The 15,476-nt window shown below is 62.8% G+C and carries 11 protein-coding genes and 3 pseudogenes; 4 read left to right on the top strand and 10 right to left on the bottom strand.

Annotation, left to right across the window (positions count from 1 at the left end):
• Positions 1-102: 102 nt before the first annotated feature.
• From EHW12_RS34130 to EHW12_RS34110, 4 genes and pseudogenes are all read left to right on the top strand, one after another.
• On the top strand, positions 103-1,110 hold the full coding sequence (locus EHW12_RS34130; RefSeq protein WP_125050654.1) for an IS481 family transposase: 1,008 nt from the start codon (positions 103-105) through the stop codon (positions 1,108-1,110).
• On the top strand, positions 1,101-2,216 hold the full coding sequence (locus EHW12_RS34125) for an IS110 family transposase (protein WP_346774243.1): 1,116 nt from the start codon (positions 1,101-1,103) through the stop codon (positions 2,214-2,216). The genes EHW12_RS34130 and EHW12_RS34125 overlap by 10 nt, the downstream gene beginning before the upstream one ends.
• Before the next feature lie 19 nt (positions 2,217-2,235).
• Positions 2,236-2,804: pseudogene (locus tag EHW12_RS34120) on the top strand (IS3 family transposase); the annotation flags it as partial.
• 47 nt (positions 2,805-2,851) lie between these two features.
• A pseudogene (locus tag EHW12_RS34110) lies at positions 2,852-3,142 on the top strand (IS30 family transposase); the annotation flags it as partial.
• Positions 3,143-3,270: 128 nt separating this feature from the next.
• Here EHW12_RS34110 and EHW12_RS34105 read toward each other — a convergent pair.
• From EHW12_RS34105 to nudC, 10 genes and pseudogenes are all read right to left on the bottom strand, one after another.
• Positions 3,271-3,558, bottom strand: a complete 288-nt coding sequence (locus EHW12_RS34105; protein ID WP_054828407.1) for a Dabb family protein — start codon at positions 3,556-3,558, stop codon at positions 3,271-3,273.
• A 97-nt stretch (positions 3,559-3,655) separates the two neighbouring features.
• Positions 3,656-5,299 (bottom strand): NAD(P)/FAD-dependent oxidoreductase, encoded by a 1,644-nt coding sequence (locus tag EHW12_RS34100; protein ID WP_241199255.1) that lies wholly within the window; start codon positions 5,297-5,299, stop codon positions 3,656-3,658.
• A gap of 610 nt (positions 5,300-5,909) precedes the next feature.
• Complete coding sequence (locus EHW12_RS34095; protein ID WP_054828406.1) at positions 5,910-7,100, bottom strand: TetR/AcrR family transcriptional regulator; 1,191 nt, start codon at positions 7,098-7,100, stop codon at positions 5,910-5,912.
• 230 nt (positions 7,101-7,330) lie between these two features.
• Positions 7,331-8,119 carry an SMP-30/gluconolactonase/LRE family protein gene (locus EHW12_RS34090; protein WP_241199254.1) on the bottom strand — a complete coding sequence of 263 codons (789 nt, stop codon included), beginning with the start codon at positions 8,117-8,119 and terminating at the stop codon, positions 7,331-7,333.
• Positions 8,120-8,293: 174 nt separating this feature from the next.
• Positions 8,294-9,922: an AMP-binding protein gene (locus EHW12_RS34085; protein ID WP_241199253.1), complete on the bottom strand. Its 1,629-nt coding sequence runs from the start codon at positions 9,920-9,922 to the stop codon at positions 8,294-8,296.
• 3 nt (positions 9,923-9,925) lie between these two features.
• A complete protein-coding gene (locus tag EHW12_RS34080) occupies positions 9,926-11,044 on the bottom strand; it encodes an acyl-CoA dehydrogenase family protein (RefSeq protein WP_125053549.1) in 1,119 nt (372 codons plus the stop codon).
• The gene (locus EHW12_RS34075; protein WP_206434870.1) at positions 11,037-12,200 is read right to left on the bottom strand and encodes an acyl-CoA dehydrogenase family protein; all 1,164 of its coding nucleotides are present in this window, start codon (positions 12,198-12,200) and stop codon (positions 11,037-11,039) included. Before EHW12_RS34075 ends, EHW12_RS34080 begins: the two co-directional genes overlap by 8 nt.
• Before the next feature lie 5 nt (positions 12,201-12,205).
• Positions 12,206-12,979, bottom strand: a complete 774-nt coding sequence (locus EHW12_RS34070) for an enoyl-CoA hydratase-related protein (protein ID WP_054828403.1) — start codon at positions 12,977-12,979, stop codon at positions 12,206-12,208.
• Positions 12,980-13,459: 480 nt separating this feature from the next.
• Positions 13,460-13,618: a hypothetical protein gene (locus tag EHW12_RS34935; RefSeq protein ID WP_164490686.1), complete on the bottom strand. Its 159-nt coding sequence runs from the start codon at positions 13,616-13,618 to the stop codon at positions 13,460-13,462.
• Between the two features lie 677 nt (positions 13,619-14,295).
• Positions 14,296-15,254 (bottom strand): annotated as a pseudogene (gene nudC, locus EHW12_RS34065) (NAD(+) diphosphatase).
• Positions 15,255-15,476: the final 222 nt, after the last annotated feature.

Below are 15,476 nucleotides of genomic sequence, written 5' to 3'. Positions count from 1 at the left end.
GGGTATGGACGTTGCTGACGCTGGATTGAAGTAGACGGGCTGGCCCTTCGCGGCAGGATGGAAGTTGCGAAACAGACCATCAACAGCAAAGGGACCAGCCCTGTGACACACCGTAATGCTCCGCTGACTGTGGAGGGAAGACGACGACTCATCGAGCGGTGCCGCACTCGTCCGATCGCCCACGTCGCCGCCGAAATGGGCATCTCCCGACAATGCGCCTCCACGTGGGTCAACCGGTACCGCAAATACGGTGAACTGGGATTACAAGACAGATCCAGCGCACCGAACCATCAACCCACCGCCACCGCCGCAGAGATCGTGGCCGAGATCGAAGCGATGCGCCGGACCCGGAAATGGTCGGCCGCGCGCATCACGTTCGAACTCCGAATGGACGGAACGGTCATCGCTCGCCGGACGGTCACGAAACTCCTGCGGGATCTTGGTCTCAATCGCCGCCGGTTCATCGACCCGAACGGCGAAACGAACCGCAAACCCCAGGTCATCGCCGCGAAACGGCCTGGTCAGATGGTGCACGTCGACGTGAAGAAGGTCGGCCGCATCCCTGACGGCGGAGGTTGGCGCGTCCACGGGCGAGGTTCCGAGCAGGCCAAACGATCACAACGTCGGAAAACGAAGAACAAGCAGGGCCGCGTCGGCTACACCTATTTGCATTCCGCGATCGATGGCAACACCCGTTTGGCGTACACCGAGGCCAGAGACAACGAAACTGCCGCGACAGCCATCGATTTCATGAACAACGCCCGACTCTTCTTCGCGGCGCACGGCATCACCCGGATCGAGCGCGTGATCACCGACAACGGATCATGCTATCGGGCAGCAGATTTCACTGCTTCACTGCGGGAAGCGCGGCACTACCGGATCAAGCCGTACACGCCGAAACACAATGGGAAAGTGGAGCGCTACAACCGCATCCTCGCCGAAGAACTGCTGTACTCCCGCGAATACATCAGCGAAGCCGAGCGGCGCACTGCCGTCGAGGTGTGGAACATTCACTATAATTATCACCGACCGCATTCAGCACGCGGAGGACGACCGCCTGCCGCTTACCGCCGGCACCGCGTAACTAACGTCCGTGCCTCATACAACTAGTAGAACTGATCCTCGAACTACGAAAGGGCGGACTCGACGGACTGCCCGTCGCTATCGAAACGGCGCAAGGGCTGCTCGTCTCGGCGCTTCGCGCCGCCGGCGCCGATGTGTTCGCAATCAACCCGTTGTCCGTCTCGAGGTATCGGGACCGTTATTCGCCGAGTCGAACCAAAAGCGACGCCGCAGACGCAATGGTGCTGGCCAATATCCTTCGCACCGATCGTGACAATCATCGGCGGCTTCCGAACGACAGTGAACAAGCCCAATCTGTCAAGGTGTTGGCCAGGGCCCATCAGGACGCGATCTGGGATAGACAACAGATCGCCAGCAAGGCGCGTTCCCTTCTCCGTCAATACTTTCCGGCATTTCTCGAAACATTCGACGACCTGACCACGATGGGTGCACGCGAGGCACTCCGACTGGCACCCACCCCGGCCGCCGCAGTAAACCTGCGCCCCTCCACCATCGCCGCGGCGTTACGGAAGGGTGGGCGGAAACGCGGCGTCGAGGTCGAGGCCCGCAAAATCGTTGCAGGGCTCCGCCTCCCTCACCTGCGCCAACCACTGCAGGTGGAAATCGCGATGGGGCGACAAGCTCATGCGTACGCACGCGCACTCACGGCTACTGCCGAGAACGTCAAGTCATTGGAGGCGGCCCTTACCTCAGCATTCGAGGAGCACCCCGACGCGCCCATACTCACGAGCTTCCCGGGACTCGGCGTCGTTCTCGGTGCCAGGATCCTGGGCGAAATCGGTGACGATCGAACACGTTTCGCAACAGCTCGCGGATTGAAAGCCTACGCGGGTACGGCGCCGGTGACCCGCGCGAGTGGAACCAGATCGAGCACCAGACTCAGGATCGTACGAAACAAACGACTCAACCACGCTGCATACCTGTGGGCGCTACCGCTGATTCTGCACTCTCCTGATGCACGGGCCTACTACGATCGCCGACGCGCCATCGGTGACACCTACACTGCCGCTGCACGGAATCTGTCGAATCGCTACATCGGCATGCTCCACCACTGTCTGTGCAGTCGAGAACTTTACGATGCGTCGGTCGCGTTCGCGCACTGTGCGGAACCGGCGGACGCCATGGTTTCTTGACACTTTGAACATATGCGATGTCTGCAGGGTGCTCAGCGAGCACGGCTGCTCAATTGCGCCGTTCACCTACTACGAAGCCCGCAACCGTCCTGCGTCTCGGCGGTCCGTGCGCGACGAAGAACTCGAAGCCGAGGTCAGCCGTGTGCACGCCGAGCACTCCTCGGTCTACGGCGCACGCAAGGTGTGGCTGGAAATGCGTCGACAGGGCATCGAAGTGGCACGGTGCACGGTCGAACGATTGATGGGTGTCCTCGAGCTCCAAGGAGCACGAAGAGGCAAGACCAAACGCACCACCATCGCCGATGCACAAGGCCGTCGCGCAGACGATCTCGTGCAGCGAAAGTTCAACCCAGTGGCGCCAAACATGTTGTGGGTAGCTGACTTACTTACGTTTCGACATGGTCAGGTTGGCTGTACGTCGCGTTCGTCATCGACGCATATTCACGGCGGATCCTCGGGTGGCGAACCGCGACGACGATGACGACACCGCTGGTGCTCGATGCCATTGAGCACGCAATCTGGACCCGATGCCGAGAAGGGATTACGGATGTGTCGGGGCTCATTCATCACAACGACCGAGGATCGCAAAGCGGATTCAACCGGTCGTCGCAACACCTCGATCACGGAGGTGCACGATGGGACGTGGCGGGAAGCAGATTCCGGAGGCGCCTTCGGGTGCGCGGCGGCAGTGGGCGGCTGATCGGGCGTTGAGGCCGCCGATGCGGTCAACGGTCCGGCCTGATCCGTCGCGTGCGATGCAGCGGGACTTCTGGCGACGGATCGTCTCGGGCGTGACGACGGTGCAGGCGGCGGAGGCTGTTGGCGTGTCGTGGCCGGTCGGGTCCCGCTGGTTCCGTCACGCTGGAGGGATGCCACCGATCAGCCTGGCCGAGCCCACGGGCCGCTGTCTGTCGTTCGCCGAGCGCCTGTGACCACCGCAACGGGTGTGTCCTCTCCTGGCCAGCCGTCGGCCTGGGTGCCATTCATCTGGTTGACCTTCCGTGTTACGAGTGGTCCTACCCGACTCGGAGGCCGGCGAAGACGTGCTGTCGGCTCAGTCGTCATACCCGACAACCTCCACGCTGTGCCACGATTCGGCCAGTGGGAGCAGGTGGTCGCGGGTCACGGCTTGGTGTGCGGGGTGTTCGAGGTAGGTGTTGACGTCTTCGGCGGTGCCGAATTCGGAGACCAGCGCGTAGTCGGCGTTCGTCGGCCTTTCGCCAAGATCTCGACCGTGGCGGGTCCGGCGGATGAGGTCGATCTGACCTGGCAGGGCTGCGAGCGCCGCATCGGGCGCCGTCACTTGATCTGGCGTCGCGGCGTCCTTGAACTTGACGGTCACTCAGTGAATCAACATCGGCCTTCTCCTTGGGATGTGGGGGCCAGGGCCGTCGCCTTCGGTGGTCGATGGCGACGCCCCGTGACTGAGTGACGCGCTCTCAAGAGAGCACGAAACCGGCGTACCCGTTCTCCACCGACTCGCGACACTTCTCCAGGTACATGGACAGGCCCCCGGGGTAGGCCAGCAGCTCCTTCTTCTGGCCCGGCACGTTGGCGTTCATGTACCAGGAGTTCGCCATGATGAAGGTCGTGGCGTTGGCCAGGCCCTCCAGGTGCTCGTGCCACTCGTCCTCGGCCTCGCGCGTGGCCTCGATGCGAGTCAGGTTGTTGTCGCGCATGTCGGTGATGGCATTGATCACCCAGTCGCCCTCAAGCTCAGCGCAGGTTGGGCCGTTGCAGAACGCCGACGGGCTGTGCGGGCCGTACACGTACAGGATGTTCGGGAACCCGGCCGTGGCGCGCCCAAGGAACGTGCGAACGCCGTTCTTGAACACGTCGCTGTACCTCTCGCCCTTGGTGCTGCGGATATCGATGTCGGTCAAACCTCCGGTGAAAGAGTCGAAGCCGGTCGCCAGGACAATCACGTCGAACTTATGCAGCGTGCCGTCGGCCGTGACGATGCCGTTCTCGGTGACCTTCTCGATGGGGTTCTCCTTGGCGTCGACCAGATCGACGTTGTCCTGGTTGAACGTGTCGTAGTAGGTGTACTCCAGCGGGCAGCGCTTGGTGCCGAACGGGTACGGCGGGGTCTCGGGGATCAGCTTCTCGGCGAGCTTGGGGTCCTTGACGCGCGGCAGGGTCCTCTCTCGCCAGTAAGCGTAGATTTTGTCTCCCACCTCGCGGTTGAAGAACATGTCAGCGTAGCCGCCGAGCCAGATCTGGAGGCCGCCCATGTCCCAGAGCTCGTCGAGCTTGGCGTAAAATTCCTCGTCGGAGATCTCGGCGGTCGCGGTGTAGATCACGTCGTAGTCGATCCCAGAGAATGTTGTCTCACGGTACTTGAAACGCTCCGGGTATGTCTTACGGAACTCGTCGTTCGCGGCCCGGTCGAGCTTGGGGGAGCTCATCGGCAGAGCGGTCGGAGGCGTCCGCTGGAAAACCGTCATCTGCCCAACGTCGGGAGCGATCGTCTGGATGACTTGGACGCCGCTGGCGCCGGTGCCGATGACGGCGACCCGCTTGCCGGTCATGTCGTACCCCTTGGGCCAGTGCGAGGTGTGGAACGAGTCGCCCTTGAAGTCGTCGAGGCCGGGGATGTTGGGATAGAGGGCCTTGGACCCGGTGCCAAGCATCGGCAGGAGGAAGCGCGCGCGGGTCAGGAAGGTCTCGCCGGTCTTCTCGTCACGAGTCTCGATGATCCACTTGTCCTTGTTGTCATCGAACTGTGCCGCGACGACGCGCGAGTCGCAGCGCATGTCCTTGGCCAGGTCGAGATTGTCGATGACGAAGCGGAAGTACTCCTGAATCTCCTCTTGTCCGGGGTAGACCTCCGACCAGTTCCACTCGCTCCAGATCCGCTCGTCGGAGAGCTGGTAGGCGGTGGCGGGGGTGTCGACACGCGCCCCGGGGTACTGGTTCCAGTGCCAGACGCCGCCAGCCTCGGAGCCGGCCTCGTAGAGCTTGACGGCGAAGCCGCGGGAACGAAGGTGCTCGAGCTGGTAGACGCCTGCGAAGCCACCGCCGACGACAAGGACGTCGAGCTCTTCGGTCACGGAGCGGGGATCGGTGAGCAAGGTGTTCACGTGGTGTTCCTTTCGCGACGTCACAGCCCGTTGTGGACTGCTCGATCGCTTTGGTCGAAGAGGTGCCATTTCGGCGGTGCGGTCGTGGAGAAGGCGGGCCGCTGGCTCGCGGGTCGCGCTCGTTGGTTGTCGCCGGTAGATACCGGAAGTCCTCTAGCGATAACTCATGGAGGCGTGTCTGACGTCACAAGAGTGACATGGGCCGAGAACTTAAGTCAAGCATCAATAACAAAATTGTCGTTCCCACCAACTAGTCGAGGCGGGCAGTGCACCGTGCATCACGCCCCTAGATAACACTCCTAAAGGCCTGCGAAGCGGGCGAGCGTCGAATGTGTGTCTTCACACAAGCGCAGTTGCGTTGTGCGCTTTTGGGAAATGATAACTAACACTGAAGGCGAACGGGCGAAAATTTCGATCGGCAAGATGTCATGGGGGGCTCACGACCTTGACCACCCGCTGAGCGGGAGTCGCCGGTGACATCCGAGGACGGAGAACCCGCCGCTCTGCGCGACAGGACCCCGAGACGTGACCAGGTTCGACGGATCAGAGTGCAGCAGGCATCGGCGTCGAAGCAGCACACTGCGCCACGATGTGTGGACCCGGGACGGATCTAGCCGTGAACGACCGCCCTGACGGCCGTTTTGAGCTCGGAGGCGAAAGTGGGCTCGCGGTACAGGTGCGCGATACGCACAAGATCGTGGATGATGCCCTTGCTGATGTGGACGAGGGTCAACGCTGTTGCGTCGTCGAGATCGTCACGTGTCGCTGATATCCAGCGTTGCCATTCGAGGGTGTTCTCTTCTCGGATGCGGTCGAACCGATCGCGCTCGTCCTCGGGCAGGTAGTGGCTCTCCGTCAAGGAAACGGCCAACAGGTCGATAGCTCGCACTGCCAGCTCGACGTAGCCCTCAACCAGGGCGTCGAACACGTCAGCGTCGCGCGCGGGTCGAGGCAGAGCTCGGGCGACCTCGAGTGCTTGCCACTCGTAGAAGCGATTCGTCACCGCGACGAGGATGGCGGCCTTGGTGTCGAAGTACCGGTAGATCGCCGGGCCCACTACCCGGACCTCGGCTCCGATGTCGTCGATACTGGTCCCGGCATATCCGTTGCGCTGGAAGGCGCGCGCCGCGGCAGTAAGGAGCTGCTCGCGGCGCGAGGCGGGGGTTCGAGGATGCGACACCGGTTGAACGCCCGAGTCCGGGTGGGAAGTGCCCGCGACAACGATGACTCGTTGGCACGCCTCAACGAGCACCTTCTTGAGCTTGGCCCGAGAAAGGCCGCTGTTGTAAAAGGCAGGGCTGGTCAGGATACTGACCACCGACCAACTCCGGACATCCCTGGCAAAGTCGTCGAGGTCGGAGGTCGCTGGTGCCACCACCAGCATCCCCACCTGTTCGGCGATCCACCGAGTGCGATTGCGAACTAACGAGAAGTCGTCTCGGGTGAGGTGTCGGGCCTCTCTCTGCCACAGCACCGAGAGACGCCGACTATCCAGTCCTACCTCAGCGAGCGTCGACAGACGTTCATCTACGCTGCCGGGGCTGTCGGCCGCCGCGAGTTGCTCAAGGGCGGCCACCAATCGCTGTTGGTCCTCACGGATCACGTGGGACAGGAGGGCCTGCTTGTTGGCGTAGTGACGATAGAGGGCTCGTGCCGTGATCCCGCTCGCTTCGGCGATCTGGTCCATCCTGACCGAGTGATAGCCGTGCGCGGTGAACAGCTCACGCGCGTTGAGAGCGATCTGTAGCCCGCGGTCGCGCGGACGCCGCGTCAAGTCCTTTACAGGAGACGCACCGCCCATCCCGTGGCTCCTCTCAGACACTCCCCGGCCCTCCCGGTCGGACAGGCGGCCGCACGTCGCATTGCAGCCCGACCGAGCAGAACAGTACTACACCTCAGGGGCCGCGCAGCGTTGCTACACGGTGATATCACTACGAGGGCGCTCATCGGGGGAGGGATCAGCCGAGGGATCAGCCGAGGGGCCGCGACAGGGTTGCCGGGACCCCGCTCAGTCTAAAAGAATACTCGCACTCAGGCCGCAGGCGCGCCATTGCGTCCGACCTTGGCCGTGGCGATCGCGGCCGAGGACTTGCCGACGTGGAACTCCTCCAGCGTCGTGGTGTTGCAGGTCATGTAGAGCGTGTCGAGGTTGTCGCCGCCGAAGGCACAGGCGACGGACCAGGCGCCGGGGTTGCTCACCTTGTCGGTGATCTCGCCGCCTTCGACTACACGGTAGAAGCCGCTGTCCTCCTCAAGGGTCAGAGCATTGCCGAACCACACGCCGCCTTCGGCGTCGAGCGCGATACCGTCCGGGTGGTAGGCGCCGTCGAGCTGCGCCCAAGCCCGCTGGTTGCTCAGCGAGCCGTCGGCGGCGATGTCGAACGCGGTGATCCGGTGGTTCCAGGTCTCGGCGACGAGCAGGACCGAGCCGTTCTGAATCGCCATGCCGTTGGGGAAGAGCAGCTCGCCGCCGACTTGGTGGCCCTTGCCGCTGGGATCGACGTGGACCAGGCGGGTCGTCTTGGGGTCTTCCTCACCGAGCGCGAACCCGAAGTTGCCCACGTAGGCGTGGCCGACCTTGGTGACGAGCATGTCGTTGCCGATGCCTCCGGCGAACTGGCTGAAGTCCGCGTGCATGCTCTGTGTGCCGTCGGGCGAGACCTTCAGGATGCACTTGTCGGCCTGGGAGACCACGAGCGCTGAGCCGTCTGGGAGGAAGCCTAGGCCGGAGGGGGCGCCCTCGACCTCTACGACGGTCTGGTAGGAGCCGTCGGCTGCGAAACGCTTGACCGTCTTGGCGAAGAAGTCGCTGGCCCACAAACTTTCGTCCCGCCAGCGGGAGCCTCCAGGAACTGGTGGCCCGTGGAGAAAATGGTCAGCTCGTGCTCGTACATGACATTCCGTTCCACGCCGACCTACGGCCGTCGTTTAGGTGGTGGGGTGGCTTGATCGAAGGGTGGACATGGTCGATGGGCAGTCGCCCGCGTCTGATGCTCAGGAGGACGCCTCGTGCTCGACCCCGTCCTTGGCTAGGTCACGCAGCCTGAACTTCTGGATCTTTCCGCTAGCTGTACGGGGCATCTGGTCGAGCACGATCAGACTCTCGGGAAGCTTCTGCTTGGCGATCTTGCGCTCAAGCAGCCACTCGATGAGTTCGGCGAGCTCCACAGTCGCATCCGGCTCGGGGACGATGACTGCGCAGACCCGCTCGCCCAGCACCGGATCGGGTGAGCCCACGACGGCAACCTCGGCAACCCTCGGGTGGGCGAAGAGGTGGTCCTCGACCTCCTTCGCGCTGAGGTTCTCGCCGCCGCGGATGATGATGTCCTTCTTGCGGCCAGTGATCTCCAGGTGACCCTCATCGTCGATACGGCCGAGATCTCCGGTGCGGAACCAGCCGTCGTCAGTGAACGCGGACTTGTTCAACTCTGCGTCGAGGTAGCCGACGAACATCTCGGGCCCTCGTGCGAGCAGTTCGCCGTCCTTGCCTTCGCCGAGGTCGTTCTCGTGCTCATCGACGATCCTGATGCGGGCCAGACCGATGGCACGGCCGTCTGTGTTGGCGCGCTTCTCCAGCGGGTCGCCGGCGCTGCCGCTTGTGGCGGTTGGATACTCGGTCGATCCGTATACCCGGGCGACCATGCAGTCCAACGCGGTCGTGGCGTTGAGGATCAGATCCGGCGGGACATCTGCGCCTCCGCACAGGAAGCTTCTCAGCGATGAGACATCGTACTCGCCGAGCGACTGGTGGTGGACCAGCCCGTATAGGAACGGCGTGGCCGCGAGCATGAAGGTGCACTGGTGTTCTTGGATCAGTTCCAGGCCGGCCGTGGGCTCCCAGACGTCCATCAGAACGACACTGCTTCGCAGCATCGGCGGCATCTGGATGCCGTACAGGATGCCGGTGATGTGCCCTACAGGAGATGGCATGAACACGACGTCTTCCTGGGTCAGGCCGAGCAGTTCGATAATGCTTCGGTTCTCGTAGTCGAGCGTGTTGTGCGTGTGCAACGCACCCTTCGGGGCCGAGGTCGTGCCGGAGGTGTACAGCAAGAGCGCCAAGTCGTTGGCGTCGCGAGGGACCGAGGCCGGCTTGCTGCCGTGGAAGCCGTCGAGGAAGTCCTCGAAGAGAACCTCGTGATCGCGTTGCGCCTTGCCCACGATCACGACCGTCTGCAACGCCGACAAGTCCGACGAGATCTCCGCGAACATCTCGGGGAAGTCGAAGTTGCGGAACGTCGCCGGGATGAACGCGATCTTGGACTTCGCCTGCTCCAGGATGAATCGCGTCTCCGAGTGCCGGAAGATCGGCATGATCGGATTGCTGATCGCGCCGATCCGAATCGCGGCAAGATGGACCGCACACGCCTCGGCCCAGTTCGGCAACTGCCACGAGACGACATCGCCGTGTCCGATGCCGTGGCGCTGGAGTGCCGCGCCGAGAGCGTCGACGATGGCGTCGAACTGTGCGAAGGTCCACGTTCGTCCGCGGTCGACGACAGCGGTGCGGTCGGGGACCATCTGGGCAGCGTCTGACAGATAGGCGTCGATAAAGTTCCCCTGCCAAGCCTCCGATGCGGTGGACTCCGCGATGAAGTCCGCGTTCAGATGTGTGGTGACCACCGTTCAGACCCTTTCGACCGTCCGTGCCGTCGCCTGGTCCAGCACGAGCGCTCCGACTTCTTCCTCGAGTTCCGTACTGTCGCCGTACCAAGCCCGCAACGCGAGCGCACGCTTGTAGTACCAGTGGATGTCGGCCTCCGCGGTGAAGCCGATGCCCCCATGTACCTGGATCGCGCCTTCGCAGACAGAGACGGCGACAGTGGCGGCATGGGCCTTCAATGCCGCGGCGCTCAGTTCAGCCTCGGTGTGGGGTAGTTCGTCCAACTCGCCGGCGACGGCCTCACAGAAGTTGTGCAGGGAGACCGCCTCGGTGTGCATGTCCGCCAGCATGTGCTTGATCGCCTGGAAGGAGCCGATGACCCTTCCGAACTGCTCCCGCTGTTTCGCGTACTCGACCGCCAACTCGACGCAGCTGGTGGCAATCCCACTCAGCTCACAAGCGATGAGCACCCGGCTCCACCGCCGAATTCGCGCCAGAACTTCCGGCGCCGTCGCCGCATCGCCCACCGGAGCCCCTTCGGCCCCGTCGAGCGTGACCCGGCTGAAGTTTACAGCCGGGTCAGCGCTGCCGACAGCCTCGATCCGCACTCCCGGAGCTGTCGGCTCGATCAGGTGCAGCACAGGGTTGCCGCCCCGGTCGGCCACGACAAGAAGGGCCAACGCCTCACTACCGAAGCGAACCGCCTCGAACGTCCCGTACAACTTGCTGTCCACGTTCGTAACCGAGCCGAATCGTCCCGACCAATGGTCAGTCACGGCAGGATCGAGGAACGCCAGCACCGACCCGTTCTCCGCAGCGTCCGCCAAAAGCTTGCGACCCTCTGCGGAGGCATGCTCGTACACGGCGCCGGGCAAGAGCGAGTTCTCCAGCATCGGGCCGGCGAGAAGGTGACGGCCATACTGGATGAAGAGCGGCCCCAATGCCGAGAGCGGAAGCCCGAGCCCACCATGCTCCTCCCCCCAGACCACGGCAAACACGCCGAGTTCAGCCAGAGCGGGAACCAGGCTCGAACGCTCGTCGGGCGACGAAAGGATGCGCCGGCGAGCATCAGCGTCGTACACGGACCGCAGGAAGTCGTCGACGGTTGCCGCCAGGTAGGCGATGGTGTCGTTGTCAGCCACGGGGAAGTCCTAAAAGTCGCTCGGAGATGATGTTGCGCTGGACCTGCGACGTGCCCCCATAGATCGAGGCTGACCGCGAGTAGAGGTGGTCATGCACCCACCGGTCGGCCTCCAGCCCGAGAGGCGTCGACCCCGACAGCGCCCGCGACGGGCCAAGCAGCTCGGCGATCGACCCGAACACGGTCTGCTCAATGCCGTTGAGGAGCAACTTGTCCACGGAGTCCTCGGGAGTCGGAACCTCGCCTGCGTCCAAACGCTTGACAGTCTGGCGAGTCTGGGCGCCCAAGACTCGCAACGCGATCTGCACCCGTCCGAGCGCCACGCGAACACGCCGCCCGAGGGCAGTCTCCGGCCCCGGCAGGTCAGATTCCCGCAAGGCGGCCACGGCATCCTCGAACGCGACCTCGTAGTCGACGCGCCGGCGCACCGTGTAGGCGGCCCGCTCTATGCCCAGCGTGTGCGTGGCCACCGTCCAGCCCTGGTTCAACTCACCGACCAGATTCCGGCGCGGAACCCGCACCTCGTCGAAGAACACCTCGCAGAACTCGCGATCACCGGTCATCTGCTCCAGCGGACGCACAGTGATCCCCGGTGAGCTCATGTCCACCAGGACATAGCTGATACCGGCATTCTTGTGAGCGCCCGGATCGGTGCGCACCAACAACGCGCACCACTGCGACTTGTGCGCCCAGCTCGTCCACACCTTCTGGCCCGAGATCACGAAGTCGTTGCCATCGATCACCGCACGGGTCCGCAACGAGGCGAGGTCGGAGCCTGCATTCGGTTCGGAGAATCCCTGACACCAGATGTGCTCGCCGGACAACAGCGCGGGCAACAGCTCTTCACGCTGCCACGACTGACCGTGATGGTCGATGGACGGGCCGACCACATCGAGCCCGATCAGGCCGATCGGCATCGGCGCCCGTGCCCGCGCCAACTCCTCGGCGAACACCAGTTGATGCATCGGCGTCAGGCCCTGTCCACCGGCCTCCCGACTCCAGCTGATACCGATCCAACCGGCGTCGAACAACGTGTGCTGCCACTCGCGTAGCACAGCGAACCGCTCATCCAGGTCCAGCGGCACATGCGGAACGTCGGCCGCGGCCAGCCATTCCCGCGCCAGGACACGATAGCCCTCCAGTTCCACCGTCGACACGACGTTCACCGCCCCGTGTACACGGGCGTGCGGCGCTCCAAGAACGCGCTAAGCGCCTCCTTGGAGTCCTCGTAACCCGACAGCTCACCCGTCAAGGACTGCTCAAACTCGTAGCCGCTCTTCAGGTCCGTGTACTCGATGGCGTTCAGGCTCTGCTTGGCGAACCGCAAAGCAGCCGGGCTGTGCCGCGCCAGCGACTCGGCCAAGGACTGCGCCCTCGCATACAGCTCCTCGTCGGGAACGACATCCACGATCCCCCCATACTGGAGGAGCTTGGCCGCTGGAATCAGATCGCCACTCAGGTGCATCAGCCGGACCACACCCTGGGGCACCATCCGGGACAGGTGCTTGGCGCCACCCATCACACCGACCTTCACCTCTGGCAGCGCGAACCGGGCACTCTCGGCGGCCACCACCAGGTCGCAGGAACCAGCGATGGCCAGCCCGGTACCGACCGCAGCGCCTTGAACCGCGGCGATGACCGGCTTGGTGCTGTCGTAGATGGCGAAGAACGCCTCACGCACCTGCTTCATCCGTGCCGGCGAGTTCTCCGGATCCAGCGTCTTGAACTCCTCCAGGTCATTGCCACCGCAAAAGTGCTTGCCCCGGCCGGCGAGGACCAGGACCCGCGCCTCCGGCAGGTGCACGTCGACGTTGTCGAAGAACTCCTTCATCTCGACGTACATCGCCTGGTTTACCGCGTTCGCCGGAGGTCGGTTCAACCACACAGTCGCGGTCGTGCCGTTCTCCTGCCAGTCGATGAACTCAAACTGAGCCATGTCATGACCGTCCTGTCTGTGTAGTGCCGAGGCACATCAAGGATGGGGATTCAAACGTCCATTGAGACTCATCTATCAACGAACGGAAACCGCCGGGATTCCTTTGTAGCGTAGAACGCATTCAAACCATATGTCAATCATTACTAACTCAAATCGGGGCAAGATCCTGCCGCATCGTGCAATGATCGACCAGTCCAACAACCACCCCGGAAGACTCACGAATCCCATACCCTCGTGAGAATCTGAATGAACTCATCAGCAGTGTTGCGCTGGCGGCGGTAGTGAAGTCGCACTGCGCAGTTGACTCAACAAAGCTCACGACGAGGACGACATCCGCCCTGCGCAACTGACGACGCATCCTCCGAGATCCGTTCGATGAAACGTCGATTGGCCTACTCGAGAACAGGAAAACGAAGAACTGCGCCGAGTCGCGGCGTATCTCTCGCAGGCCAACTTGCCAATAAGCCGATGTACCCTGTATTAGCTGGTACGCAACCTGGCCGTGACCGGCACCCCGATCGAGGTTCCCACCTCGGTGACCTGCCAGAAGTCTTTCGCGATCTGGAAAAGCGGGGCTTCGTTCTTGCAAGGGACCGTGACCGCGTCGCGGCAGAACTCCGCGAGATTGGGCCTGGGCATAGGTCTCATTACGCCGAAGAGCAGTTCAATCCTCAGAAGTTGGGAATCAAACCAAACTTCAGCAGCCCCGTCGAACTGACGCCTGCCTGTATACGGAATGAAGCCGGTGCACCTACTTTTCCTTTTCGCAGACATCCCCTGAGCGTGGCGGAGATGCGCCCAGGCACCACGAAGCCCGTGCATGGATGCTCGCACGACAATGCTCGATCCGACCAAGCTTCCTCGAACACGGATACGGTCCATGCGGCGTTTCTCCGACTACCTTGTGGCCGGCTTAGGCTTTGACGGCGGCTATGGTCTCGCGCGGTCCCGTAACTGCCATTTTGCGCTTGACCATGCGCAGTTGGATTAGTCACTCGACGACCATTGCCCACGCCGGGTTTCGTTGCCGGCGAGAGCAGTTCGATTTACATGGGTCACATTTTCGTCCATACAGCAGTGATCGGCGGGACACTGAAGAGGCCTCGGCCGCTTGTTCAACTGATGCCGCAGCAGCGACAGATGGCGGTGAAGTTGCCCTGATTTCTTCGACGTAGGGCAACACTATGCGTTATGTTTCTCGGCGTTCGAGCTCACGCCGTGAGGTGGGAATCTTCCTCTTGGAAGGCCCCAACAACCTCCATCACTGGTGGAACTAACCCACCTGTCGCCCTCGGATCACCATCCAAATGTTTGCACTATCCAGGCTCGTCCGCAGCCCAGGCCTCGAGCATGCTTCGTGCGATCGAGACGGCCCGGGCAATAACAGCTGAGTCTCTGCACGGCTCGTCCAGTCCCCCACAGCCAGGAGTGCACGCACCTCCGCACGGGTAAGCCAGATCGCTTCGGCGATCTCACCGTCCACGAAGACGAGCTTTTGCATCGGATCGGCCACGGCGTGGAAGCCGAGCATTGCCGATCGAGGGAATGGCCATGGCTGACTCCCGAAGTACTGCACATCGGAGACCGTGAGACCGACCTCTTCGGCGACTTCCCGCGCCACGCAACTCTCCAGTGACTCCCCGGCCTCGACGAATCCGGCCAGGATGGAAAACCTCCGGGTTGGCCACATCGATTGGCGCGCAAGCAGTACTCGGTCGGCGCCATCGTGCACCAGGCAAATTACTGCAGGATCGGTGCGTGGATACTCCTCACGGCCGCATTTCGTGCATACCCGCACCCATCCGGCCGATGCCATCGTTGTCGGATGTCCATCGCGCGAACAGAAGCCCGCGTCGTCGTGCCAGTTCAGCAGTGCCAGAGCTACGGCACATCTTTCGGCGTCGGTGGTATCGAGGAGTGCACCATGGGAACGGAGGTCGCCGAACTCGACAGCACCTCTTGATCCAAGCGAGCCATTACATCGGCTTGGAAGTAAGCGATCATTGAAACCTTCGTCGCCCCGCACTGCCCATTCGTGGTCCCCGTCGAAGACACCGAGCAGCACCGCGTGCTCCGGAGGCTCGAAGTAACGGTCGGAAGCCGGTTCCAGCAGCACATGCTTCTCCATGAGACGAACTTGCCCGAGCCCGTTGACTCGCAGAAGTCGCGCCGTCGGCCACCCCTCCCGCAGTGCCTCCGTGTCGTCGCGCAGTGCAGCGGCGCGGTCGAGACCACCACGTGAAAGCGGCGGCCAGGCGCGATGGGGATCGATCATGGATTCACTCCCAATATCGTAATGGCGCTTCAGAATTGCTCAGACAATTTATGTTCATACCGCGTGCTTTTCCGCATCAACTCTGAAGGCGCCGGAGGACTCCGCTTCCAGGCACCGCACTAGCACTAGTCCGACTCGAATGTGTCAAAGTGCGAGCGCCCGTGGGCAAAGCTTTACGTGCGCCCGGCAAAAAAATGAGGCTCATGATTCGGCTGGTTTCCA

The sequence above is a fragment of the Rhodococcus sp. NJ-530 genome, assembly GCF_003860625.1.
Classification (GTDB): domain Bacteria; phylum Actinomycetota; class Actinomycetes; order Mycobacteriales; family Mycobacteriaceae; genus Rhodococcus_F; species Rhodococcus_F qingshengii.
This window is presented reverse-complemented; position numbering and strand designations above follow the sequence as displayed.

Coding starts and splice junctions, on each gene's coding strand:
- EHW12_RS34070 (WP_054828403.1), bottom strand. CDS start 12,979: ATGGCTCAGTTTGAGTTCATCGACTGGCAGGAGAACGGCACGACCGCG.
- EHW12_RS34095 (WP_054828406.1), bottom strand. CDS start 7,100: ATGGGCGGTGCGTCTCCTGTAAAGGACTTGACGCGGCGTCCGCGCGAC.
- EHW12_RS34935 (WP_164490686.1), bottom strand. CDS start 13,618: ATGCCCAGGCCCAATCTCGCGGAGTTCTGCCGCGACGCGGTCACGGTC.